The sequence below is a fragment of the Pseudoclavibacter sp. CFCC 11306 genome (assembly GCF_008831235.1).
Taxonomy (GTDB): Bacteria; Actinomycetota; Actinomycetes; order Actinomycetales; family Microbacteriaceae; genus Pseudoclavibacter_A.
The window spans coordinates 386,922-411,588 of record NZ_WBKF01000001.1 but is presented as its reverse complement, the minus strand read 5'-3'; the positions used below and the strand labels follow the sequence as shown (position 1 = coordinate 411,588).

At 64.9% G+C, this 24,667-nt stretch carries 22 protein-coding genes and 1 other RNA gene; 11 read left to right on the top strand and 12 right to left on the bottom strand.

Annotated features, from left to right (window positions below; all coding sequences use genetic code 11):
• Nucleotides 1–154: 154 nt before the first annotated feature.
• From F8O09_RS01815 to F8O09_RS01790, 6 genes are all read right to left on the bottom strand, one after another.
• Nucleotides 155–610 (bottom strand): acyl-CoA thioesterase, encoded by a 456-nt coding sequence (locus F8O09_RS01815; RefSeq protein WP_158053732.1) that lies wholly within the window; start codon nucleotides 608–610, stop codon nucleotides 155–157.
• Complete coding sequence (locus tag F8O09_RS01810) at nucleotides 607–1,365, bottom strand: amino acid ABC transporter ATP-binding protein (RefSeq protein WP_158031430.1); 759 nt, start codon at nucleotides 1,363–1,365, stop codon at nucleotides 607–609. The genes F8O09_RS01815 and F8O09_RS01810 overlap by 4 nt, the downstream gene beginning before the upstream one ends.
• Nucleotides 1,362–2,165, bottom strand: a complete 804-nt coding sequence (locus F8O09_RS01805; RefSeq protein WP_158031431.1) for an amino acid ABC transporter permease — start codon at nucleotides 2,163–2,165, stop codon at nucleotides 1,362–1,364. Before F8O09_RS01805 ends, F8O09_RS01810 begins: the two co-directional genes overlap by 4 nt.
• A gap of 104 nt (nucleotides 2,166–2,269) precedes the next feature.
• Nucleotides 2,270–3,049 carry an ABC transporter substrate-binding protein gene (locus F8O09_RS01800; protein WP_192497515.1) on the bottom strand — a complete coding sequence of 260 codons (780 nt, stop codon included), beginning with the start codon at nucleotides 3,047–3,049 and terminating at the stop codon, nucleotides 2,270–2,272.
• A gap of 155 nt (nucleotides 3,050–3,204) precedes the next feature.
• A complete protein-coding gene (locus F8O09_RS01795) occupies nucleotides 3,205–3,948 on the bottom strand; it encodes a ParA family protein (protein ID WP_158053730.1) in 744 nt (247 codons plus the stop codon).
• 40 nt (nucleotides 3,949–3,988) lie between these two features.
• A complete protein-coding gene (locus F8O09_RS01790; protein WP_192496695.1) occupies nucleotides 3,989–5,671 on the bottom strand; it encodes a glycosyltransferase in 1,683 nt (560 codons plus the stop codon).
• Between the two features lie 206 nt (nucleotides 5,672–5,877).
• On the opposite strand from F8O09_RS01790, the gene F8O09_RS01785 reads away from it, so the two are divergent.
• The 5 genes from F8O09_RS01785 to rnpB all read left to right on the top strand — a co-directional run bounded on the left by F8O09_RS01785 (nucleotide 5,878) and on the right by rnpB (nucleotide 9,748).
• Complete coding sequence (locus tag F8O09_RS01785; RefSeq protein WP_158053729.1) at nucleotides 5,878–6,414, top strand: ECF transporter S component; 537 nt, start codon at nucleotides 5,878–5,880, stop codon at nucleotides 6,412–6,414.
• A gap of 123 nt (nucleotides 6,415–6,537) precedes the next feature.
• Entirely contained in the window at nucleotides 6,538–7,449 is a 912-nt protein-coding gene (locus F8O09_RS01780; RefSeq protein WP_158053728.1) for an FKBP-type peptidyl-prolyl cis-trans isomerase, read from the top strand.
• A 53-nt stretch (nucleotides 7,450–7,502) separates the two neighbouring features.
• Nucleotides 7,503–8,447, top strand: a complete 945-nt coding sequence (locus tag F8O09_RS01775) for a hypothetical protein (RefSeq protein WP_158053727.1) — start codon at nucleotides 7,503–7,505, stop codon at nucleotides 8,445–8,447.
• Between the two features lie 46 nt (nucleotides 8,448–8,493).
• Nucleotides 8,494–9,306 (top strand): Nif3-like dinuclear metal center hexameric protein, encoded by an 813-nt coding sequence (locus tag F8O09_RS01770; RefSeq protein WP_158053726.1) that lies wholly within the window; start codon nucleotides 8,494–8,496, stop codon nucleotides 9,304–9,306.
• Between the two features lie 58 nt (nucleotides 9,307–9,364).
• Nucleotides 9,365–9,748, top strand: an RNA gene (gene rnpB / locus F8O09_RS01765) — RNase P RNA component class A.
• 55 nt (nucleotides 9,749–9,803) lie between these two features.
• Here rnpB and F8O09_RS01760 read toward each other — a convergent pair.
• Complete coding sequence (locus F8O09_RS01760; protein WP_158053725.1) at nucleotides 9,804–10,625, bottom strand: ROK family protein; 822 nt, start codon at nucleotides 10,623–10,625, stop codon at nucleotides 9,804–9,806.
• A 2-nt stretch (nucleotides 10,626–10,627) separates the two neighbouring features.
• A complete protein-coding gene (gene map, locus F8O09_RS01755; protein WP_158031439.1) occupies nucleotides 10,628–11,509 on the bottom strand; it encodes a type I methionyl aminopeptidase in 882 nt (293 codons plus the stop codon).
• Between the two features lie 53 nt (nucleotides 11,510–11,562).
• Between map and F8O09_RS01750 the strand changes: the two genes are divergently transcribed.
• The 3 genes from F8O09_RS01750 to F8O09_RS01740 all read left to right on the top strand — a co-directional run bounded on the left by F8O09_RS01750 (nucleotide 11,563) and on the right by F8O09_RS01740 (nucleotide 16,209).
• Entirely contained in the window at nucleotides 11,563–11,748 is a 186-nt protein-coding gene (locus F8O09_RS01750; RefSeq protein ID WP_158053724.1) for an SPOR domain-containing protein, read from the top strand.
• Between the two features lie 137 nt (nucleotides 11,749–11,885).
• Nucleotides 11,886–13,223, top strand: coding sequence for a type I glutamate--ammonia ligase (gene glnA / locus F8O09_RS01745; RefSeq protein WP_158031441.1), 1,338 nt, complete (start codon nucleotides 11,886–11,888; stop codon nucleotides 13,221–13,223).
• A gap of 16 nt (nucleotides 13,224–13,239) precedes the next feature.
• Nucleotides 13,240–16,209, top strand: a complete 2,970-nt coding sequence (locus tag F8O09_RS01740; protein WP_158053723.1) for a bifunctional [glutamine synthetase] adenylyltransferase/[glutamine synthetase]-adenylyl-L-tyrosine phosphorylase — start codon at nucleotides 13,240–13,242, stop codon at nucleotides 16,207–16,209.
• Between the two features lie 118 nt (nucleotides 16,210–16,327).
• Here F8O09_RS01740 and glnA (F8O09_RS01735) read toward each other — a convergent pair whose 3' ends face one another.
• The gene (gene glnA, locus F8O09_RS01735) at nucleotides 16,328–17,752 is read right to left on the bottom strand and encodes a type I glutamate--ammonia ligase (protein ID WP_158031443.1); all 1,425 of its coding nucleotides are present in this window, start codon (nucleotides 17,750–17,752) and stop codon (nucleotides 16,328–16,330) included.
• A gap of 142 nt (nucleotides 17,753–17,894) precedes the next feature.
• On the opposite strand from glnA (F8O09_RS01735), the gene F8O09_RS01730 reads away from it, so the two are divergent.
• On the top strand, nucleotides 17,895–18,314 hold the full coding sequence (locus tag F8O09_RS01730) for an RDD family protein (protein WP_158037971.1): 420 nt from the start codon (nucleotides 17,895–17,897) through the stop codon (nucleotides 18,312–18,314).
• Here the strand turns inward: F8O09_RS01730 and F8O09_RS01725 are convergent.
• Entirely contained in the window at nucleotides 18,305–19,012 is a 708-nt protein-coding gene (locus F8O09_RS01725; protein ID WP_158053722.1) for a DUF4191 domain-containing protein, read from the bottom strand. The genes F8O09_RS01730 and F8O09_RS01725 overlap by 10 nt on opposite strands.
• A 242-nt stretch (nucleotides 19,013–19,254) precedes the next feature.
• Here F8O09_RS01725 and F8O09_RS01720 point away from each other — a divergent pair, with 242 nt between their 5' ends.
• A complete protein-coding gene (locus F8O09_RS01720) occupies nucleotides 19,255–20,250 on the top strand; it encodes a hypothetical protein (protein ID WP_158053721.1) in 996 nt (331 codons plus the stop codon).
• Nucleotides 20,251–20,291: 41 nt separating this feature from the next.
• Here F8O09_RS01720 and sucB read toward each other — a convergent pair whose 3' ends face one another.
• Entirely contained in the window at nucleotides 20,292–22,085 is a 1,794-nt protein-coding gene (sucB, locus tag F8O09_RS01715) for a 2-oxoglutarate dehydrogenase, E2 component, dihydrolipoamide succinyltransferase (protein WP_158053720.1), read from the bottom strand.
• A 35-nt stretch (nucleotides 22,086–22,120) separates the two neighbouring features.
• Nucleotides 22,121–23,494, bottom strand: coding sequence for a dihydrolipoyl dehydrogenase (gene lpdA / locus F8O09_RS01710; RefSeq protein ID WP_158053719.1), 1,374 nt, complete (start codon nucleotides 23,492–23,494; stop codon nucleotides 22,121–22,123).
• Between the two features lie 225 nt (nucleotides 23,495–23,719).
• Between lpdA and F8O09_RS01705 the strand changes: the two genes are divergently transcribed.
• Nucleotides 23,720–24,667, top strand: a complete 948-nt coding sequence (locus tag F8O09_RS01705) for a proteasome assembly chaperone family protein (protein WP_158053718.1) — start codon at nucleotides 23,720–23,722, stop codon at nucleotides 24,665–24,667.

Below are 24,667 nucleotides of genomic sequence, written 5' to 3'. Positions count from 1 at the left end.
GTCTGGATACAGCCCCTTGATGACTATCTTGCGCGATGACCGCAGGTATGTCCATTCGCGCATCCGACGGTGGCACCACGTCACGTGTGCGACAGGTGAGCTCGCCGTTGCTCGTGCGGGCTCCGGTGCGCACAGACACCGTCGGCGAGGCACGTCAGCGGCGCAGCCGAACCTGCTCTCCGAGCAGGCTCGTGAGCACCTGTCGCTCGCCTCCGGTGAGACGACGAGGGTGACCCGTCTCTGGGTTCATGAACACCAGCCCGTTCAGCCCGACGGCTGCGATGGGGGATTCTGCCTGCTGCCTGATCTGATAGCTCAGCTCGCAGTCGGCTGCGCCGATGTGGCTTACCCACATATCGATGCGCACCGGTTCGAGCTCAAGGCGCAGCGGCAGCCGATACTCGATGCGCTGACCGGTCAGAAAGATGGGGCTGCGGCCGAGATTCTCGCCGTCGAGACGAGGCAGCGTCTCGTCGTCGCACTCCGCCTGGGCGAAGAACAGCACACGCGCCTGCTCGACCAGAGCGAGCACGGCGACGTTGTTGATGTGCCCATAGGCATCGGCATCGCTCCAGCGCAGCGGCACACTCAGGTGCAGGCGACGACTCATGACTGATCGAGACTCACCTCGGTCGGGTGCAGCACTCGTTCAAGGAACTGGCGTGTGCGGGGGTGCTGTGGCGCGGTGATGACCTGCTCGGCAGGTCCGTGCTCGACGATCACGCCGTCGTCCATGAACGCGACGACGTCGGCGACGTCACGCGCGAAGGCCATCTCGTGGGTTACGACGAGCATGGTCATGCCGGCACCTGCGAGCTCCCGCATGACGGCGAGCACGTCGCCGACAAGCTCGGGGTCGAGTGCACTGGTCGGCTCGTCGAAGAGCATCAGCTTCGGGTTCATGCTCAGTGCGCGGGCGATTGCCACGCGCTGCTGCTGCCCTCCGGAGAGCTGAGCGGGCAGAGCGTCGCCTCGATCGGCCAGGCCGACCTTCGCGAGGTTCTCGAGAGCGATACGCTCCGCCTCGGCCTTCGACCGCCCGAGTACCTTCACCTGAGAGATCATGCAGTTCCTCAGCACCGTGAGGTGAGGAAACAGATTGAACTGCTGAAACACCAGACCGATTCCCTGGCGCACCCGATCGATGTCGACGTCAGGATCGGTGATCGTGTCTCCGTCCACCTCGATCACACCCTCGTCGGGTGTCTCGAGCATGTTGACGCAGCGCAGCACGGTCGACTTGCCCGAGCCCGAGGGGCCGATCAGGCAGACGACCTGACCCGGCTCGACCGTCAGATCGATGCCTTTGAGCACCTGGTTGTCACCGAACGACTTCGTGATGCCGTGAATGCTGATCGCGCTCATTTCGCCGCCTTCGTCTTGAAGCTCTTTCTCGTCGTCTGCAGCTCGAATCGGCGGGCCAGCCAGCTGAGCGGCAGCGTGATGATGAGATAGCAGGCGCCGGCGATGACCAGCGGAGTCAGGCCAGCGTCCGGGGCCGTCAGCGCTTGTCGGCCGAACTTGCTGAGTTCGTACTGTCCCAGAGAGAGGCCAAGCAGGTAGACGAGCGAGGTGTCTTTCGTGAGCAGGATCAGCTCATTGGTCAGCGGGGGCAGCACCATGCGGAACGCCTGCGGAAACACGATCGAGATCATCGCACGCGACTGTGACATGCCCAGCGACCTGGCGGCCTCGAGCTGGCCCGGAGGAACGGCCTGCAGGCCGGCGCGGAACGTCTCGGCGATGTACGCCGCCGAGACCATGCCCAGCGAGAGCATGACGGTCACATAGATGTTCAGATTGATCGAGAATGCACTCGGAATGCCGTAGCCGAAGGCGATGAAGACCAGCAGGGCCGGCAGACCGCGGAACAGCTCGATGTAGACCGACGCGAACCAGCGATACGGCGCGACCGATGACATCCTCATGAGGGCGAGCACCGCACCACCCAGCACGCCGAACCAGAACGAGATGAGCGTATAGATCAGCGTGTTCAGCAGCGCGACGCTGATGACTTGGGGAAACTGCGCCGCAGCCACCGCGGGGTTGAAGAACGTGCTGAGGAACTTCGGCCAGTCAGTGACGACCGCCAGCACGACGACGACCACCACCAGCACAGCGTACTGAATGCCGCGCGAGATCCGCGCTCGTTTTGCGGGAGACATACCTTGCCTGTCGCTCTCTTTCAGCGTCTGATCACGCTGATATCGTTACGTGGCCGAGATGGGTGTGCGACACATCATCGTGTCGCACACCCATCGGGCACAGATCAGGCAGTCGCCTTCACACCGTACTTGTCGAAGATCGACTGCAGCGTTCCGTCGCCCTGAATGCGCTTGAGCGTCTTGTTCACCGAGTCGAGCAGCTCGCTGTTGCCCTTGCGCACGGCGATGCCATACGACTCACCGGTCGGAATGGTGGCGACCATCTGCAGGTTGTCGAAGTTCTTCAAGTGCTCGCTGGCCGGCGCCACCTGATCGATGAGCACGTCGAGCGACCCGTTGCTGACCTGTGTCGCCGCCAGCGTGGCGTCTTCGAACCCCTGCGGCTGCAGACCCTTGCCGGTCACATACTCCTGACCCGTTGTGGCATCCTGCACGGCAATGGTGTGCGTGCCGTCGAGCGCCTGATCTGCCGAGGTCACCGAGCTTCCCTTCGGCACGACGACGGCAAGGTCGTCGTGGAAGTAGGGCTCAGAGAAGTCCATCTTGGTCTTGCGCTCGTCGTTGATCGTGATGGCGCTGATCGCGATGTCGCACTTCTTGTTGTCGAGATCCTGCCCGGACTGCAGACCTTCGAAGGCGGTGTTCACCTGTTTGAGGTCGACGCCGAGGTCTTTCGCGATCTCCGACGAGATGTCGGCGTCGATGCCGACGATCTTGTCGCCCTCCGGGCGCTCGAAAGGCGGGTACTGCGCCTCGGAGCAGGCAGTGAGCGACGCGCTGTCGATGAGTTTGGAGTCGCCTGCGGTGCTGGTGCATCCGCTCAGGGCGAGACCGCCGACTGCGGCCAGTGCGACTGCGGCGACGAACTTCGAACGTGTTCTCATGGGCTTGTGCCTCATCTCTTCGGCTGCGCACACCTTCGTGCGCGCAGAGTGACGGGCAGAGTCGTGCACGAGTATGCGCAGACTCCGCAAAACTGACTCCTTATCGTAACCAACAGGATGTTTCGATCACGTATCATCCGCGGAGTGCCACGGGTTCAGTGCTGAGAAACGATGCCTTCGACCGCCGCCCAGAGGTCGCTGTAGGCCTTTGCAGCGGGGGAGTGCGGCGCGAACGTCGCGACAGGTGCACGGCGCAGTCCCATCTGTTCCACCACCGACGTCGATGGCACCACCACCGGCACGATGCGCGGGTCGAGACCGGGGAGCTCTTCGACGGCGGTGGCCTGTGCCTTGCGCCGACGATCGGCCATCGAGAAGAATCCGATGACCGGAGTCCGTGCATCCTGCGTCTGCACCAAGTCGGCGACCTGATCGAACGCACGCAACGACAGCGCCGCGGGAACCAGGGGAACAACGATCGCATCCGCCGCATCGATCACGTTACGGGCGACCAGCGAGGCCCCTGGCGGAGAGTCGAGAATGACGGTGTCGTAGCTCTCGCTCAGGCGTTTGAGCACTCGATGCACCCTGCTGGTCGACTTCTTCGCGTCTTCCAGATGCAGGTCGAGGTCGCGATACGATTCGTCTGCGGGCAGCACGTCCAACTGTGGATAGTCGGTCTGCCGGATGCTCTTGGCGACGTCTCCGTCTCCGCGGATGAGCCGGTCGACGCCGCCTTTGACCTTCGGTTTGACCGAGAGCAGATACGTCGTGGCGCCCTGGGGGTCGAGATCCCAGAGCAGCACGCGTCCCTGCTGGCTGGCGAGCCATGCGAGGTTGACCGCAGTGGTCGTCTTGCCCACGCCGCCTTTGGTGCTGTACACCGCAATCGTCTTCATGCGGCACATCTTAGTGTCGTGAAGTGAACGAGAACCTCTGTCAGGCGGCGCGCGCGGTGATCTTCGAGATGTCAATCGACTGCGTCTGCGGCGCGGCATGCGTCGCCATGGATGCGTGGGTCGCCTTCTCGGTCACATCGAACGATTCGCGGTAATGCCCCAACAGCAGCTGTGTCTGCGAAGTGAGCGCCGACAGCGAGTTGAAGACGATGCCGGTCACCGGCATCAGCACCCACTGCAGAATCATCCCGAACGAACGCATGCGGCCGTACCGAGCAGGCCGCTTCGGCAGCATATTGAAGCCCAGCCACATCATCAGCAGAATGCCCAGCAGGGCGACCTGCTGCACGGTTCCGACGATGAACGGGAGCTTGAGCACCAAGGTGTCCATGAATTCGGCACGCATGCTCATGACGAAGGGAATCCACGCGCCGAACGCGATCAGGGGAGCGATGCAGGCGAGGCTGACATGACTGTCGAGCAGCTGAACGAACCGAACCATGTCTTTGAGCAGCGGAGTGCCGGCGGTGCGCCCGAAGACGCGCACGCCAACATAGGGAACGTCAGAGGCACCGTACGACCAGCGCTTCAGCTGCTTGAACTGCGCCTTGATGGTGCGGCCATACGTCTCGGTCAGCACGGCGTCCTGATAGATCGGCACGTGAATGCTGATGACCTTGTAGTCGCCGTTGAAGTGGAAGTAGCTGCGCCAGTACTGGTGGCCGTCCTCGACGATCGTGCGCGTACTCCAAAAGTCCATCTCGACGAGAGCGTCGAGGGGCTGTGAGTGCGAGGCGAAGTTGCGCAGAGAGAGCGGACGCATCGAGCTGATCAGGTTCCAGAACGTGTTGCCGTTGGCGATGACGCGACTCGGCGCAGGAGCATCCCAGATGTTGCCCAAGAACAGCGAGATCGGCTGGAACGACATCCGTTTGCGCTCGGGATGCACGATGTACTCGTAGCTTACGTAGTCGAAGTACGAGGGGAACGGCACGTTGTCGCAGTCCAGAGTGGTCACGACGACGTCGGAGTACTCGAGCCCGCTCTCATCGACGATCTGCTGCAGGCGGCGACCCGCGAACGTGATGTTCGCGCCTTTGCCCGCCATTTCACCAGGCAGCAGCTCGGCGGGGTGGCGCACCAGTTCGAAGTGACCGAATCGATCGCCGAATTCGCGCTGCACGCGCTTCGCGGTGAGCTCCATGCCTTGGCCGCCTCGCTCTTCGTACGCGAAGAGCACGATGAGACGGTCGTTGTCATACGTGGTGTCTGCCAGCGCCTGGAACGTGGGTGCGATGACCTCATAAGGCTCGTTGTAGGCCGCCACGATGACGGCGTTGCGCAGCTGCGAGGGCTTGGGGAAGAGCCCGGGATTGGCAGCCGCCGCAGCGAGGTTGCGCTGGTGACGACGCAGCTGGAAGGCACCGCGCGGCTCGTCGATGACTGCAGCCTCGGGCCGCTCGAGCAGTGCGAGGCGCTGCGCCCAGTCCACGTCTTCGGCCGATTCCATGCGGGCGTTGCCGATCATCATCTCGGTACCCGAACGCACGGCTTTGAACAGCATCATGAGCACGATGACGAGCAGACCGCACGCTGCGACGACGGGGCTGAAGAACGAGATGACCACCAAACCGAGCAGGGTGCCATAGCTCAACAGTGCAGGAAGCATCTCGAGAAAGCGGTACCCGCGGGTCCGCTCTCCGGCTGGAAGCTCGTTGTCCATGACGTGTCATCCTCTCGACGCGCCTCTGAAATGAGGCACTAACCATACTGGTGTGACTCTTGACGCCGCTCAACGTGGTTTGGTAACGAAACCGCATCGATCGTGTCCGCGGCTCTGACCGCGTTGTCGAACTGCACGTCAGCGGCTCCGAACGACAGGCAGGATTCCCCGGTCAAATCGGCGCTGCAGAGACTAGAATCACCCCTATGCCACGCCTCAACACCAGAATCCTGCTCAGCTGCGCGGCCATCGGCGTCGTCACCGGGCTGCTCTTCATGGTGACAGGGGGGCTCCACATCATCGTCATCACGATTGCCCCTTGGGCATACGGCGCTCTCATCGGGATGTACTTTCTGCCCGGGGCGATCGCGCAGGGCACATACCGGCTACCGCTGGTCGGGCTCATCACGATCGTGCTGGCCGGCCTCCTCACCGCGATCTCGCCCATTCAGTCTCTGGGATGGGCGGTCTTTGCCTACCTCGTCATGATCGGCGTGCTGCAGGAGCTGCCCTGGGCGGTGACCGGGTACAGACGACGCACCCGCACCGGAGCCGTCATCGGCTCGCTTGTCTCCGGAGCTCTGCTGGGACTGCTCTTCGCACTGGTGTTCCAGGGCAAGACCGGGTCAGTCTGGCTCGATGTCGCCCAGGCTTCCCTGACAGTCGTCTCGGTGCTGCTGTTCACCCTGTTGGGATGGGTGATCGCGAAGGCGCTGCACCGCGCCGGCGTCGGTCGGGCCTGAGACCGGCGGAGTACAGGCGTGTGCCGTCTCGCGAGTCTTCGACGCCACACCCGACTCTGCGCACCAGAGCCCTGTCATACTGTTGGGGTGCGGCCGAATCCGGCTGCGGGAAAGGATCACTCTGTGAAGAAGCTGTTCGCCACCGCCGCTGCGGTCGCTCTCATGATCGGGCTCGCGGGCTGCTCCGTCCAGAACGACAGCGTGGCACATGCCGTCACGGTCAGCGGCGACTTCGGCTCAGTGCCTGAGGTCACGTTCGACACTCCGCTGAAGGCCGACGACGTGCAGAAGAACGTCGTGATCACCGGTGACGGAGACAAGATCTCCAAAGACGACTTCGTGTCTGTGCGCTTTGCGCTCTACAACGGCTCTGACGGCAAGCAGTACACGAACGATTCCAGCTGGCAGCAGACCATGTCGCTCGACTTCTCACAGTATGATCCCGCACTCGGTGCTGCGCTCGATGGCGTGCCGCTGAAATCGCGCGTTGTGATCACGGCGAATGCGGCGAAGCTCTTCGGCAGCGATGCGCTCAACGGCAGCAGCATGGATCCGGCTCAGCCGCTGGTCGCCGTGTTCGATCTGGTCGAGAAGACCGTCACCGATGACCAGCCGACTCGTGACGACTTCGGTGACGCCGACTTCCCCGCGGTGACCTTCGACGACAAGGGCGTTCCCACCGTTGCCGCCGCACAGGGCGACCCGCCGTCAGAGACGAAGATCAAGGTGCTGACGCAGGGGTCAGGCGCAACGGTCTCAGCGAATGATGCGGTGACGGTGCATTACGAAGGCGTGAAGTGGCGCGACGGCCAGCACTTCGACGGCAACTTCGGCTCAGACCCGGCGCAGTTCAACGTGAGCGGTGTGGTCAAAGGCTTTCAGAAGGCACTCGTCGGGCAGCAGGTCGGATCAACCGTTCTGGCCGTTGTGCCTCCTGCGGAGGCATACGGAAATGCCGCAGGCAACGCTCTGCAGCATGAGACGCTGATCTTCGTCGTCAAGATCGAGTCGACGGCTCCCGCCACCGCACAGTGACTCGCACACAGAGGTCCTCCCAGCCGATCGCCGCGGGAGCAGCGGCGCTGCCAATGACGACGAACCCCTCGCGTCGCGGCATCGACGTCCGTCTCATCGCGGCTCTGTGCGTCATGCTCTGCACGACGCTGATCGTCTCAGGCTGCTCGAGCGCCGTCTCCGAAGGCTCGGCGTCCCAGTCGGTGCAGGTCGCCGCAGACTTCGGCTCGGAGCCCGAGGTGCACTTCGACGCTCCGCTGACCGTCGACGGCCTGCAGCGCTCCGTGGTCAGCGCCGGTGACGGGCCCAAGATCACTGATGACACCACCATCTCGGTGAAGGCGAAGATCACCGACGCCGGTGACGGCACAGCGATCAGCGCCGCCGGCTCCTGGCCCCGTGCGTTCACGACGACCGTCAGAGATGCCGAGCCCGGGGTGGCGGAGTCAGTCGTCGGGCTGCACAGCGGCAGTCGCATCGTGGTGACGGGAAAGGCCCGCAGCTTCTATGGCGACGAGCGTCTCGCCGCCACAGGCCTCGATGCCGACCGCGGGCTTGTCGCCGTGCTCGATGTCGACGCTCCGCCGACCGAAGATCGCCCGACGCAGCAGAGTCTCGCCGACGACGACTTTCCTCAGGCGACGTTTCAGTCCGGCCGCCCCGTGGAGGTGTCCCCAGGCAGCGGCCGTCCGCCCCAGACGACGCAGGTCAAGGTGCTCACGCCCGGCACCGGGGCACCGGTCGCCGACAACGACCAGCTGGTCTTTCGCGCGTACACCACCACTTGGGGCCTCGGAGACGTCGTCGGTGACGACTTCGCCTCCGGTGCCTCCTCACGTGCGGTCTCGGCTCTGCCGAAGGGGCTCCATGAGGCGCTGACAGACCAGCCGGTCGGCACGACCCTGATGGCGGTCGTGCCTCCCACTGAGGGCATCCCTGATCAGCTGCCCGAGGCGCTCAGGCATGAGACGCTGGTCTTCGTCGTCACGATCGACGGCACCTCCCTCGCCACCAGTTAGCCTGTCCAGCCCTGAAACACCCATCTCGCGCCGTCAGGAGACGCCCATGACCACATCGTTGCAGCAGATCGTCGATGTCGCCGAGAGGCTCTGGCCGCCCTCGTTGGCCGAGGCGTGGGACAACCCCGGACTCGCTGTGGGCGATCGCACGGCGACGGTCACACACGTGCACCTCGCGCTCGACGTCACAGCTGAGACGCTCGCCGAGGCCCGACGGTCTGGCGCGCAGATGCTCTTCACACATCACCCCTCGCTCTTTCGCCCGGTGCGCACGCTCGATGCCGCATCCGCCGCCGGCGGTCTGCTCTTCGCAGCCGCTCGCGACGGCATCGCCCTCTTCAGCGCGCACACGAACGCCGACAGCGCGCCTGGCGGTGTGAACGCAGTGCTCGCCGATCTCATCGGTCTGCGAGAGCAACGCCCGCTCGTGCCAGCCGACGACGCGAATGGGGATGCTGGGCTAGGGCGCTTGGGGCGGCTGCCGGCGGGTACGACTTTGGGAGAATTCGCCTCTGACATCGCTCGCGTGCTGCCGTCGACGGCCTCGCAGGTGCGAGTCTCGGGTGACTTCGAACGTGAGGTCAGCACCGTGTCGCTGTGCAGCGGGGCAGGCGACTCGCTGCTGCTGCTGCCGCAGGTGCAGGCCACCGATGTCTATGTGACTGCCGATCTGCGTCACCACGTGACCCTCGACGCGCGTGCCGCAGGCCTGCCCGCTGTCGTGAATCTCTCACACTGGGCCAGCGAATGGGTGTGGCTGCCGGTCGCAGCCAGACAGCTTGCGGAGCGCCTGCCGCAGGTGCGTTTCACCGTCAGCGACCTGCGCACCGATCCCTGGGACTTCACGATCGCCCAGTGACCCGTTTCGATGCGGATGCAGAGTTCGGGGCGTCAGGGGAGTAGACTCTCTCGCTGGACGGGATGCTCATGCGATCGCGTGCCAGAGAGATCTGGTCCGAGGAACGTCCGGGCTCCACAGGGCACGATGGTGGGTAACGCCCACCCGGGGCAACCCGAGAGCAAGTGCAGCAGAGAGCAGACCGCCAGCGGCGACCCCGGTCGCAGCTGGTAAGGGTGAAACGGTGGTGTAAGAGACCACCAGTGGGCATGGTGACATGCCCAGCTGGGTAAACCTCATCGGGAGCAAGACCAAGCATGGAGGTGGGCGGCCCGCCTGTACCTCCGGGTAGGTTGCTGGAGCGTGTCAGCAATGGCACGCCGAGAGAGATGATCGCACCCGGTCACGGCACCTCGTGTGTTGCGGCCGGCGACAGAACCCGGCGTATCGAGCATCCCGTCCACACCTCGAATGCACCGGCACAGCATGAGGCCGCCGCATCGCCGGCAGCCCTGCCGTCAGCCGGTGGCGACCACGGCGAACTCCGCAGCCCCGATGATGCCTGCGTTCTGGTTGTACCGGGCGATGTGCACCGGCGTCTGGACGTCGAGATGCGGCAGAAAGAGCTCCGGCGCACTCGAGATGCCGCCGCCGATGACGAACAGCCTCGGGGAGAACAGCCGTTCCAACGCCTGGTAGTACCGGCTCAGTCGCGCGCCCCATTCGGCGAAGCTGATTCCGTCACGCTCGCGGGCCACCGGCGAGGCCACCCGTTCATAGTCGGGTTCTCCGTCGATCTCGAGATGCCCCAGCTCGGTGTTCGGAATCAGCAGACCGTCTTGGATCAGTGCCGACCCGATGCCTGTGCCGAGCGTGGTCACGATCGTGAGACCGCGTTGGCCGCGGGCGGCGCCGCTGTGGGCCTCAGCCCATCCGGCGGCGTCAGCGTCGTTGACGATCGCGACCGGCACGCCGAACGCGCGGCTGAAGTGGGCCGCTGCGTCGTGACCGATCCACTGCGTCGAGACGTTGGCCGCCGACAGCGTGATGCCGTCGACGACGACAGAGGGCAGCGCGACGCCGATGGGCATCTCGATGTTCCATCCGCCAGCCGCCGCATCACGAGCGGCGATTCCCTCGAGGCCGAAGGTGCCGAGCACCGCCGGCTGCTCCAGCAGAGCGGCGACCAACTGCTGGGCAGCGCTCACCACCTGTTCCGGCGTGGCCTGCTCCGGCGTCTCGACGGTCAGCCGGTCGCTGAGCAGTTCTCCTGTGGTCGTGTCGACGATGGCAGCCTTGATTCCGGTGCCGCCGACGTCGATTCCGATCGCCTGCGCCACGATCAGCTGTTCTCGACCAGCGAGCCGGTCAGGATCTCGGCGCCGTCGGCGTGGATGACGATGGTGTGCTCGAACTGCGCGGTGAGCGACTTGTCGGCGGTGACGACCGTCCAGCCGTCTTTCCACGTCGTCCAGCGCGGGCTGCCGATGGTGAGCATGGGCTCGACGGTGAAGACCATGTTCTCTTCTATGACGTCGGTGAAACGCTCTGGATCGTCGTAGTGGGGGATGATCAGTCCCGAATGAAACTGCCGCCCCACCCCATGGCCGGTGTACTCGCGGACACTGCTGTAGCCGAAGCGCTTGGCGTACTTCTCAATGGTGCGGCCGATCACGGAGACCTGCCGGCCGGGCTTCGCCGCCCGAATGCCGCGAAGCGTGGCCTCAAGCGTGCGGTCGACCAGGTCACGGGCCTCCTGGCTCACCTCACCGACGAAGAAAGTGCGGTTCGTGTCGCCGTGCATGCCGTTCTTGAAAGCGGTCACGTCGACGTTCACGATGTCGCCCTCTTCGAGCACGGTGTCGTCGGGGATGCCATGGCAGATCACCTCGTTGACCGAGGTGCACAGGCTCTTCTGAAACCCGCTGTACCCGAGCGTCGAGGGGTAGGCCCCGTGCGACACCATGTACTCATGCCCGACCCGGTCGATGTGATCGGTGGTGATTCCCGGACGGATCTCGGCGGCGATCGCGTCGAGGGCGCCAGCGGCGATTCGGCTCGACTCGCGGATGCGCTCGATCTCTTCGTCGTTGTAGGTGTCGCCGAAGCCAGTCTCATCGAAGTCTTTGACGTCGACGTAGAACGGGCGTTCGATGTCGGCCGGAACGGTGAGACGAGGAGTATGGAGACCAGGGATCATATGGCCTTGTGCATCTTTAGGCATGAGGCGATTGTACGCTGAGCAGTGACAGCACCGCAGAAATCACGGAGGAACCCATGAGCGAACAGAAGAACTTCTGGTACAACACGCGCACCGGCGAGGTCGAAGAGGGCCCGCAGTCGCTGGGCACCGACCGCATCGGGCCGTTCGCCACGCGGGACGAAGCCGCCCGCGCGCTCGAGATCGTGGCGGCACGCGCCAAGCAGTGGAACGACGAGGACGCAGCCGACGCCCAAGACTGACCCGGCATCCGTCGGCGGATGCCGTCGCCCTGTTCGCTTGTCGCGTCGCGGCCGATCTCATGCGGCTCGATGGCCTAGAGTTGTCGTGTCACTGCCGCCGCTGCGCGCACCCGGTGTCATCGTGTGAAAGGGTCCCCATGAACAAGCAGATCGACTTCGTGCTCCGCACCATCGAAGATCGCGGAGTCCGTTTCGTCCGGCTCTGGTTCACCGATGTCGTGGGCTCGCTCAAATCGGTCGCGGTCTCGCCGGCCGAGATCGAGGGAGCTTTCGAAGAGGGCATCGGATTCGACGGGTCGGCCATTCAGGGCTTCTCGCGTGTCTCAGAGTCCGACATGCTGGCGTTCCCAGATCCGACCACGTTCCAGCTGCTGCCATGGCGCGGTCAGATCGATCCCACGGCGCGTATGTTCTGCGACATCACGACGCCAGACGGGCAGCCCGCCGCCTCCGACTCTCGCAATGTGCTGCGTCGCACCCTCGCACACGCGGCAGAGAAGGGGTTCTCGTTCTACGTGCACCCTGAGATCGAGTTCTACCTGCTCGAACGCGATTCGGTCGACAACTGGCCGCTGCGTCCCGCCGACCACGCCGGGTACTTCGACAACGAGCCGGGCGGCACCGCGAACGACTTCCGACGCCAGGCAGTCAGCGTGCTGGAAGAACTCGGCATCTCGGTCGAGTACTCGCACCACGAGGTCGGTCCGGGCCAGAACGAGATCGACCTGCGCTACGCTGATGCGCTCACCATGGCCGACAACATCCAGACCTTCCGCACAGTGGTCAAAGAGGTCGGCATCGAGCAGGGTGTGCATGCCACGTTCATGCCCAAGCCCTTCCCGAATCAGCCCGGATCTGGCATGCACACGCACTTCTCGCTCTTCGAGAGCGACAACAACGCCTTCTACGACCCCAGCGGGCAGTACGAGCTCTCGCACACCGCCCACCAGTTCATGGCCGGCATTCTGCGGCACGCGGCCGAGATCACCGCGGTCACGAACCAGTTCGTCAACTCGTACAAGCGACTCTGGGGCGAAGATGAGGCGCCGAGCTCCATCGCCTGGGGCCACAACAACCGGTCGGCGCTGCTGCGCGTTCCGCTCTACAAGCCCGGCAAAGGTCAGAGCACCCGCATCGAGTACCGTGCGATCGATTCGGCGGCGAACCCATACCTGGCCTACTCGCTGCTGCTCGCCGCCGGCCTCAAAGGCATCGAAGAAGACTATGAGCTGCCCGCCGAGGCCGAAGACAACGTGTGGGAGCTCACCCGCACCGAACGTCGTGCCCTGGGCATCAAGGATCTGCCCGGCAGCCTCGAGCAGGCGCTGCAGCTCATGGAAGAGAGCGAGCTCGTCGCTGAGACGCTGGGGGAGCAGGTGTTCAACTACGTGCTGCTCAACAAGCGCAAGGAGTGGCGCGACTACCGTGCGCAGGTCACCGACTACGAGCTGTCGCACAATCTGAACAGACTCTGATCTCGAACGGCCGCTGATGAGTCACGCCCCGACGCTGACACGTCTCGAACTCGCCCGCGTCGGGTTCGCCGAGCCGAGCAGGGCGTTCGATCTGCTGCATGAGCAGCAGACGGCGCTGTCAGACGTCGTCTGCCGACGTCTGACAGCGTTCTCGACGGCCGCAGACCCAGATACGGCCCTCACCGAGTTCATCGGCATCGCCGAGCGTCACCCGGCGGTGCTCGACGTCGACGAAGCGGCGTTCACCCGACTGCTGCGTCTGATCGGCGGATCTCTCGGGCTCAGCGAGTTTCTGCTGCGTGACCCTGCCGAGCTGCACTGGTTCCTGACCCATGACGAGTCGCCGCTGACCCGTGACGAGTACCGTGAGAGCCTTGCCGAAGCCGTCGCTGCCGCTCGATACGAGACGGCGACCGGAGCATGTGCGACCCCGGCATCCGCTGCACACAGCGTCTCGGCTGCCGCACTCGCCCTGCGCACCCGGTACCGACGACACATCGCGCAGCTGGCGCACTGGGATTTCGCCACACCCGACCCCCGCGACGTCGTCGCACGAGTGAGCGTCGCCCTGGCCGATCTCGCCGATGCTGCGATGGATGCCGCCCTGCAGCTCGCCCGTGAGGAGTGCCGTTCGCAGCTGGGAGACCGCGTCGACCACGTGCGCATCGCGGTGATCGCGATGGGCAAGACCGGCGCACGCGAGCTGAACTATCTCAGCGACGTCGATGTCATCTACGTCGCCGAGCCGGTCGACGACGCCGACCCGACCCGAGCCCTGGTGACCGCCACGCGCATCGTGCAGTCGATGATGCGAATCATCTCGGCGGGCGGTGTCGAACCCGGCCTGTGGGAGGTCGATGCGAATCTTCGTCCCGAGGGCAAGGACGGTGCGCTCGTGCGCACCGTGGCGTCGCATCTGGCTTACTACGAACGGTGGGCGAAGGGCTGGGAGTTCCAGGCGTTGCTCAAGGCACGCGCCATGGCGGGCGACGTCGAGCTCGGTCGCGAGTACATCGACTCGATTCGCCCGATGGTGTGGCGATCGGCTCGGCAGGAGAACTTCGTCGAGTCGGTGCAGGCGATGCGCGAACGGGTGAGCGACCACATCCCGCCCGAGCAGGTGGCCAGACAGATCAAGCTCGGCCCAGGCGGGCTGCGCGACGTCGAGTTCACCGTACAGCTGCTGCAGCTGGTGCACGGACAGCACGACGAACGAGTACGGGCTCGCGGCACGCTGGAGGCGCTGCGCCAGCTCGCCGACAACGGCTACATCGGACGACGCGAGGCCGAGGACTTCGCCCAGGACTACCGCACCCTTCGGGTGTTCGAGCATCGCCTGCAGGTGCGACGCATGCGGCGTACCCATCTCATGCCGACCGATCCCGAAGAGCTCCGCATTCTGGCCCGCTCCAGCAGGCTCGCCGCAGATGCCGACGAACTGCTGACCGTTTGGACCGAGGTGAAGCGCTCGGTGCGCGATCTGCACACCCGCATCTTCTACAGCCCGCTGCTCGCGGCGGTCGCCCGCATCCCCGGTGCCGATTTCCAGCTCACTGAGCAGCATGCTCGCGAGCGTCTCAGCGCGATCGGCTATCGCGATCCCGCAGGCGCGCTCGATCGCATCACCGCGCTGACGACAGGAGTGAGTCGGCGCGCCGAGATCCAGCGCCATCTGCTGCCGCTCATGCTCGAGCTGTTCGCCGAGGGCACTGATCCGGATTTCGGGCTGTTGGCCTTCACCCGGGTCAGCGAGTCGATCGGAGAGGCCTATTGGTATCTGCGGATGCTGCGGGACTCTCCGGTGGCCGCCCGCCGGTTCGCTGTAGCCCTGTCTCGTTCGCGCTTCATCGGCGACGCGCTCGCCAGTCAGCCCGAGGCTGCCAAGTGGTTCGACGACGACGACGGAGTGCAGCCGCGCACCTTCGAAGTGATGCGACACGAGATGCTCGCGATCGTCGCTCGGCACCCGAAGGCCGACGACCGAGTGGTCGCGCTGCTGCAGCAGGTGCGTCGCCGCGAAGTGCTGCGGCTGGCCATCTGGAGCGTCGTTCACGAGGTGCCGGCCGAGACCATCTCACCGGCGCTCTCCGACATCTACCGGGCGCTGCTGACGGCACTGCTTGAGTGGCTCGATGCCGAAGAGCGGTTCGGCGTGCGCCTGGCGGTCATCGGGCTCGGGCGCTTCGGCGGGGCCGAGATCGGGTTCTCGTCCGATCTCGACGTCATGTATGTGTATGAGGCCGTGCACGAGCGCCCCAACATCCGTGCTGCGGCGCAGGCGCTCGGCAAGGCCGTGCAGGATTTTCGCATGCCGGTCGAACTCGACCTGGATCTTCGGCCGGAGGGGCGCAAAGGCGCCATCGCCCGCACGCCAGAAGGGCTCGCAGCCTACTATGAGCGCTGGGCAGAGCCGTGGGAGCGTCACGCACTGCTGCGGGCGGCCCCGGTCGCCGGCGACCCCGAGCTGCTCGACCGAAGCTTCGCCTCGATCAACGCCGTACGGTGGGAGAGACCGCTCACTCGCGATGACGAGCGCCAGATCAAACGGCTCAAAGCGCGCATGGAATCCGAACGGCTGCCGCGAGGCGTCGACTCGTCACGCCATGTGAAACTGGGCCGAGGTTCTCTCACCGATGTGGAGTGGATCGTGCAGCTGTATCAGCTGCGCCTTGCCGCACACGACACGACCGTGCGCACGACGCACACCCTCGCTGCGCTCTCGGCGCTCGAGACCGCCGAGGCGATCTCTCAAAGCGATGCCGAGACCCTGCGCCACGCGTGGCTGCTCGCCTCGCGGGTACGCGACGCCAACATCCTCGCGACGGGCACGGCCAGCGATGTGCTCGCCGAACCGGGCAGCGCCCTGGAGCCCACCGCACGCGTGCTCGGCTACGCGAGTGGGCAGAGCGCACGCCTCGACAACGACTATCTGCGTGCGACCCGGCGCTCCCGACGTGTGTTCGAACGGCTGTTCTACGGCGAGTGACCACTGCAGGCCGCGAGGCACGAAGATGCCGCCGAGAAATGCGGAACGCCGCTGCCTGATCGGCGCCCGGTCGGGCGACACGGTCAGGCAGCGGCGTTGCCGTCTGCGAGTTCAGCGATCAGCAGCCGTAGTACAGCTCGAACTCGTAGGGGTGCGGGCGCTGAGCGAGCGGCTTGAGCTCGGTCTCGCGCTTCATCTCGATCCAGGAGCTCAACACCTCGTCGGTGAACACGTCGCCAGCACGCAGGAAGTCGCTGTCGGCTTCGAGTGCGTCGAGCACACGGTCGAGCGATCCGGGCACCTGCGGGATGCCCTTGGCCTCCTCGGGAGGCAGCTCGTAGAGATCCTTGTCGACCGGCTCGTGCGGCTCGATCTTGTTCTTGATGCCGTCGAGGCCGGCCATGAGCTGAGCGGCGAAGGCGAAGTACGGGTTGCCCGAGGCATCGGGCGCACGGAACTCGAGGCGCTTCGCCTTCGGGTTGGTGCCGGTGATCGGGATTCGCACGGCCGCCGAACGGTTGCCGGCACTGTACACCAGGTTGACCGGAGCCTCGAAGCCCGGAACGAGGCGGTGGTACGAGTTCACCGTGGGGTTCGTGAATGCCAGCAGCGCCGGAGCGTGCTTCAGGATGCCGCCGATGTACCAGCGTGCGACATCGGAGAGTCCGGCGTACCCGGTCTCGTCGTAGAACAGCGGTTTGCCGGCGTTCCACAGCGACTGGTGGGTGTGCATGCCCGAGCCGTTGTCGTTGAAGAGCGGCTTCGGCATGAAGGTCGCCGTCTTGCCGTTGCGGTGGGCCACGTTCTTGACGATGTACTTGAACTTGAGCAGGTCGTCGGCTGCGTTGGTGAGCGTGCTGAAGCGGTAGTTGATCTCACACTGGCCGGCGGTGCCCACCTCGTGATGGCTGCGCTCGACCTGCAGGCCGGCGGCGATCAGTTCGGTCACGATCTCGTCGCGAACATCGACCAGTTTGTCGACGGGAGTGACGGGGAAGTAGCCGCCCTTGTACGGGGTCTTGTTGCCGAGGTTGCCGCCCTCTTCTTCGCGGCCGCTGTTCCACGCAGCCTCGTTGGAGTCGACTTCGTAGAAGCTGCGCCCTGACGAGATCTCGTAGCGCACCGAGTCGAAGATGAAGAACTCGGCCTCGCTGGCGAAGATCGCAGTGTCGGCGATGCCGGTCGAAGCGAGGTATTCCTCGGCCTTCTTCGCCGTCTGGCGGGGATCCTTCGAATAGATCTCGCCGTTGCGCGGGTTGAAGATGTCATGGTTGAAGATCAGCGTCTTCTCTTTGCGGAAGGGATCCAGGTATGCCGTGGTGACATCGGGGATCAGCTGCATGTCGGATTCGTCGATGCTCGCGAAGCCACGGATCGAGCTGCCGTCGAAGAGCTGACCGTCGACGAAGTAGTCTTCGTCGACGAACTCGGCAGGCAGATTGAAATGCTGCTGCACTCCGGGCAGATCAGTGAAACGAACGTCGATGAACTTGACGCCTTCGTCTCTGATGTACTTGAGAGCTTCTGAAGAATCTTTGAACATACCTGCGACTCCATGTGCTTTAAGGAAACCCCGGGTGTTCTCCGGAGTGATGAGTTTCAGCGTATGAAACGCTGATTACTCAACGGTATCCCGAATATTTCGCGCATGTTACGAGGCGCGCTCGGTTGACTAGAATCGTGGGATGCAGAACAACTCCCCGAATTCGTCGTCAGAATCGATCGATCCCTCATCGGCGGTGCCCAGCGACGCGTTGGCCGGTCTGCCAAGACGACTGCTCGGCCTCGGGCTCGACTGGGGGATCGCCACCCTGATCTCTTGGGCCTTCGCTCATGGCAACGGAATGGTCACAATGGCAGTCTGGGTCGTCATGCAGCTGACCCTCGTGTCGACCTTGGGCATGGGGTTCGGGCATCTCGTCTTCGGCATGCGCGTGGTCAACGTCGCCAACGCCGGTCGCCCTGGAGTCCTCCAGGTGCTCATTCGCACCGTGTTGCTCGCCCTCTTCGTGCCGGGGCTGGTATGGGGCAAAGACGGCCGCCCGGCGCACGATCGTGCAGCCGGAACGGCCGTCGTCTTAGCTGGCAGAACGGCTCAGCGCTGACCTTTGTGGCTCGGGCGCACCTTGTTCGGATCCATGCCCTTCGGCACACCGTATCCGTGTTCGAGCGAGGTGAGTCGATTCGCGACGGCTGCCACCTCGGCACGGGTGAGCCGGGGCTTGAACTTCGCGAGTCGACGATTGATCTGGCGCAGTCGAACAGTGCCGTCCGAGCCGTCTCCGACGACGATGCGGTTGACGTCGATGTTCGGAACGACTCGACGAATCTTAACCTGCTCGTCGTTCAGCAGACGCTGCACGCGAGTGGCGTCTCCCTCGCCGATGAGCACGATGCCCGGGCGACCGATCGCACGGTAGACGGCGTCCTGCGTGCGCGGGTTCACCGCGACAGGCAGCTCGGAGCCCTGCCAGGAGCGCTTCAGAGTGGAGCGCAGCACGGCGCCGACCGCACCGGGCTTGCCCTCGATCTGAGTGTAGGCGACTGCTTCAGCCCGACGCCCGAGCACGATCAGCGCGACCAGGATGCCGGTGAGCAGGCCCAGCAGAATCCAGGCGATCAGTCCGAAGACGTTGTCCCGGCTGATCAGCACGGCGATGACGATGCCCACGAACAGTGGGCCGAGGAACGCCAGCAGCAGCCAGCCGATCGTGCTTTTGTCGGCTTTCACCGTCATGGTGAGCACCTGCCAGAGCTGCTTCAGGCGCCCTGGTGATTTCGTGGAGGACTTGGTCTTGGACATGCTTTCTAGAATACCGAGAATCGGGGGATGCCGTGGGCACTCCGCAGATTGCCATCACGCAATACCGCGAATCCGGTCTCTGCACAGCCCGACAACGTCGTCATCGGGATGCACATGCCCACGCGGAAGGTGCCGCGGGAACTGCGATCGGTGTGAAGTGGGGGCATGCCATTCGTCACAGTTCCTGCGCACCGCTCGTCCTCTGCCTGGTGGCGTTCCGAGTCTGCCTTGGGCAGGTCACGATGAACGTGGCGCACGCCCCGGAGATCATGGTCGCCCCCGGTTCAGCGCAGCATCAGGTCTATGGGTTTCTGCGTCATCCTCATCTGCGCAGCGCTGAGGCGGTGAGCACGCACGGCACGCCTGCGGCGAGAGACCGGCACGCAGTCATGAAGCCCGATCGCGCCGAAGGAGTCCTGCTTCTGCTCTCGTCGACCGTTGGGACGCTGAACGAAGTCCTGACGAGACGGCCGCTGCAGTCCGCACATCTGTTCCACATCGCTCTCGCAGTGCTCAGCGCCCTGCACTATCTGGCTCAGAACGGCTGGAGGTGTGCATCACTCGACGCCGACGATCTCGCAATCGACTCGGTCGGGCGCATTCGGCTGGACGCTCGCGACGCGCTGAGACCTGCAGGCTTCCGGCAGTTCGATTCGTCTGATCTCGCCCTGGTCAGAGCGCTCCTGACGCATCTTGCCGCGAGCTGTTCCGAGCGGCCCGACGCTCACGAGGCGGATGGCGAGTTGCAGCAGCTCTTCGACATGATCGAACTCGGCGTCCCGCTGCGTGAGGCCTTTCTGCGCAGCCGATGCCTCTCTCAGGCTCGACTGCTGCCGGTCGGTCGCACCGTCGAGGCTGCCGAGCTTCGCGTTCGACAGTCTCATCGCTCGAAGCCCGGAAGAAGGCGCAGGCTCCGCCGTCCGAAGACGGAGCGGGTCGCGAAGCAGGCGGGCGGGTCGGCGCCGAGGTCGGCGAAGCAGGCGCAGAAAGACCGTGCACGCCGTCGCGGGACGGCTGGTCGGCTGGTCGGTCTCGCCACGCTGCTGGGCCGGCTCCAAACGCTGCTCGGTCGTTGTGACGCACAGCTGCAGCTCGGCGTGGACTGGTGCGAACGTCGTGCGCGGGCGGTCAGCGAGGATCTCTCCACCCAGCCGCTCCTTCTGCGACTCCTGACGCCAAAAGCAATGGCCACGGCTGTGGTAGCCGTGGCCATGCTCTTCGCGCTCTTCGCCCCCTGACAGTCAGGGAGCTTCAGTCGGGGTCTGGTTCCCGGTCAGGGTCAGATGCCGAGTGCTGACGAGAAGTCAGCCTGTTCGACGATTGCCTTGACCTCACCGAGGAACCGAGCGGCGTCTGCTCCGTCGATGATGCGGTGATCGTACGAGAGGCTCAGGTACGCCACCGAACGAATCGCGATGACGTCTTGACCGTCGACGGTCAGCACGCGCGGCTGCTTGGTGACGGCACCGGTCCCGAGGATCGCCGACTGCGGCAGCGAGAAGATCGGGGTGTCGAGCAGCGAACCGCGTGAGCCGGTGTTCGTAATGGTGAACGTTCCGCCGACGACGTCATCAGGCTTCAGTGAGCCGACGCGTGAGCGCTCGGCGACCTCTGCGATGCTCTTCGCCAAGTCAGCGAGGCTCTGCTTGCCTGCGTCGTGCACGACTGGCGCGTAGAGACCTTTCTCGGTGTCGACGGCGAACGCGATGTTCTCGCGATCGTGGTACACCACTTCGTCACCGTCGATCGACGCGTTGACAGCGGGGTGAGCCGGCAGCGCCTGAGCCACGGCATATGCGAAGAACGGGAGGTACGACAGCTTCTGTCCGGTCTTCTGCTGGAACTCAGCCTTGTGCTGCTGCCGGAACGAGGCGACAGCAGTCAGGTCGACCTCGACCACCGAGGTGAGCTGTGCCGCGGTCTGCATCGAATGCACCAGGTTGCGGGCGAGCACCTGGCGCAGACGTGACAGCGGGACGCGCTGACCGCGAAGGTCTGAAGGCTTCGGCAGCTCATAGCCGCGCTTCGGCTCAGGAGCAGACGAGGCCGCAGCCGTCGAGGCGGGTGAGGGCTGAGTGGCCTGGGCCGCCTGCGCGTTGAGCACGTCCTCCTTGCGGATGCGTCCGCCGACGCCGGTTCCGGTGACCTGGTCGAGATCGATGCCGAGACGCGATGCGAGCTTGCGCACGATAGGGGTCACATAGGCGTGTCCGCTGAGCGCGGCGACCTGACCGCTGCGACGCTCTGCCGAGCTCTGCTCTGCGGCCGGAGCCGGCGAAGCAGGCTCGGTCTCAGTCGCGGCTGCAGGCGCCGACTCCGGCTGCGGCGCGGCGGACGAGGTGGCTGGCTCGGGCTGCGGAGCAGGTGCCGCCTCCGGTGCAGGTGCCGCTTCCGGAGCCGGTGCCGCTTCCGGAGCCGGTGCGGCTTCGGCCGCAGCAGGCTCAGCGGCCGGAGCGGCACCGTCACCGACGACGGCAAGCACGGCGCCGACCTCGACGGTCTCGTCCTCCTGCACGAGAATCTGCTGCAGTGTGCCTGAGATGGGGGAGGGCACCTCGGTGTCGACCTTGTCCGTCGAGACCTCCAGCAGCGGCTCGTCTTCGTCTACGTGGTCGCCGACCTGCTTCAGCCAGCGGGTGACGGTGCCCTCGGTGACCGACTCGCCCAGAGCCGGAAGCACGATCTGCTCGCCTGTGGCAGACGCACCTGCAGCAGGCGCAGCGGCGGAGGCTTCCGCTTGTGCGGGTGCGGGTGCGGCGGCGGGCGCTTCGGGAGCGGGCTCGGGCTGCGACTTGGCGGGTGCGGCTTCTGTCTGTGCAGGAGCCTCAGCCGCTGGCCCGTCACCGACGACTGCAAGTACGGCGCCGACCTCGACGGTCTCGTCTTCCTGTACGAGAATCTGCTGCAGTGTGCCTGAGATGGGGGAGGGTACCTCGGTGTCGACCTTGTCCGTCGACACCTCCAGCAGCGGCTCGTCCACCTCGACGTGGTCGCCGACCTGCTTCAGCCAGCGGGTGACGGTGCCCTCGGTGACCGACTCGCCCAGAGCCGGAAGTACGATCTGCTCACTCATATGTGGTGTCTCCTTGTTGGTTCTGGTCGATCAGTCTAGATGGCGTGGAGTGGTTTGCCGGCCAGGTACAGGGCGGCCTCGCCGATGGTCTCAGTCTGCGTGGGGTGCGCATGGATGAGCTGGGCGACGTCTTCAGGGTAGGCCTCCCAGTTGACGATGAGCTGCGCCTCGCCGACCAGTTCGCCGAGCCGGCCGCCGATGCCGTGAACGCCTACGATCGGCCCGTCGACGCGGCGCACGAGCTTCACGAAGCCGCCTGTGCCGAGAATCGAGCTCTTCGCATTGCCTGCGAGGTTGTATTCGTAGGCGCTGACCTGGTCGTCGCCGAACTCCGCCTTGGCCTTCGCCTCGGTCAGACCGACAGAGAAGACCTGAGGCTCGCAGTAGGTGACCTTCGGCACGTTGACGTCTGCGACCGGAACTGGGTGGAGACCCGCGATCTGCTCGGCGACGAAGATGCCCTGCTGGTACGCACGATGGGCGAGCTGCAGGCCCGGAACGATATCACCGACGGCGTAGACGCCGGGAACGCTCGTCTGCAGCGTCTCGTCGACGGGCACGAAGCCACGATCGAGGGTGACCCCGACCTCTTCGAAGCCCATGTTCTGCGTGACGGGGCCGCGTCCGACGGCGACGAGCAGATAGTCAGCCTCGAGTGAGGTGCCGTCTTCGAGGGTGACTGTGACGCCAGTGGTCGTCTGAGCGGCCTGTTTGAAGCGCACGCCGAGGTGCTGCTTGATGCCACGCTGCTTGTAGACGCGCTCCAGGTACTTGCTGATCGACAGCTCTTCGTTGGGCACCAGATGGTCGAAGCCTTCGACGATCGTGACGTCGGCGCCCCAAGAGTTCCACACGCTTGCGAACTCGACGCCGATCACGCCGCCGCCGAGCACGATCACGCGCTTGGGAATCTCGGTGAGCTCCAGCGCCTGTTCTGATGTGATGATGCGCCCGCCGATCTCGAGACCGGGAAGCGACTTCGAGTACGACCCCGTGGCCAGGACGACGTTCTTGCCCCGATAGGTCTCAGAGCCGACCGTGACCGTGTGCGCATCGGTCAGGCGCCCCTCGCCGGCGACGACTTCGACGCCTCGAGCCTTGACCAGCCCCTGCAGGCCCTTGAACTTGGACGAGATGATGCCCGCACGAAACGAGTTGACGCCTTGGATGTCGACGCCCTGCAGTGCGGCCTCGATGCCGTACTTCCCAGCGGTGCGCACCTCGTCGGCGATCTCAGCCGTGTGCAGCAGTGCCTTCGTCGGCACGCAGCCACGGTGCAGACAGGTGCCGCCGAGCTTGTCTTTCTCGATGAGAGCAACGGTGCTGCCCAGTTCGCGTGCCCGCAGCGCAGCGGCGTAACCGCCACTGCCGCCGCCGAGAACCACGAGGTCAAATTCATGCTCAGACAAGTTTCGCTCCTTGCGTTCCGCAGTGTTGAGGGGGAGGCACTCCGCTTCCTGCATCGAGCCTACTACGAGCGCCATGACTGTCAGGACATGACGCAGCCGCACGGCCGGTCGTATTCGATACCGAGTCGAGAGCTGACTCCCACCGCATCCGGCCGTATGATTTCGTGCGCTGCGGGCGAACACCCAACCGGCCGATCGGCGCCCGTCAACCGGTAGAATCGCCACATGTCTTTCCGTCATCCCCTCTATACGCTGCGCGCTCAGTTGCAGGATCTGCCCCGCGGCATCCCGCTCGTCGCCGCGTTGAAGGGGTATGCCGATGCCGGCTCGGTCGTCGAAGTGTTCACCGAGAACCTGATGTCTCGCCTGCAGCCTGAGACGATCGTGGAATTCGATCCCGACGATCTGCTCGACTACCGGTCGCGGCGACCGGTCGCCCAGCTGGTGGTCGACCACATCACCGAGATCACTGTGCCGTCGCTCACGCTGGAGCTCGTGCACGACCAGACGGGCGCGCCTTTCTATCTGCTGCGAGGCTTCGAGCCCGACTTCCGCTGGCTGGCCTTCCTCGACGACTTGGTGGCGCTGCTCGACGACCTCGAGGTCTCAGAGGTCACCTGGGTGCATTCGATTCCCATGCCGGTTCCGCACACGAGGCCGATCGGCACCGCTGTTTCGGGCACTCGGCGCGACATGATCGATCAGTTCGGCGTCTGGCAGCCCACCACGACGATGCCCGCCAGCGTACTGCACATGCTCGAGAACCGTCTGAGCGAAGCCGGCTACGAGGTGACCGGCTTCGTCATGCTGACACCGCACTACCTCGCCGAGACCGAGTGCCCGCCAGCAGCGGTGGCCGCGACAGAGCGCGTCGCCGTGGCCACAGGGCTCGCACTGCCCACGGACGAGCTGCGCGACCAGGCGAAGGAGTTTCTCACGAAGCTCGACGAGCAGGTGAGTGAGAGCGACGAATTGCAGACCATGGTGCAGAACCTCGAAGAACGTCACGACGAGTATCTCGCCTCACGCGCGCCGACCCTCGACCAGACCGATGTGCCCAGCGCCGACGAGATCGGCGCCGAGTTCGAGAGCTTCCTCGCCAAGCACCAGGACAGCGGCAAGCGCTCGAACGACGGCGACGGCTCTGACAACGGCCTGCCGCCGATCGTCTGA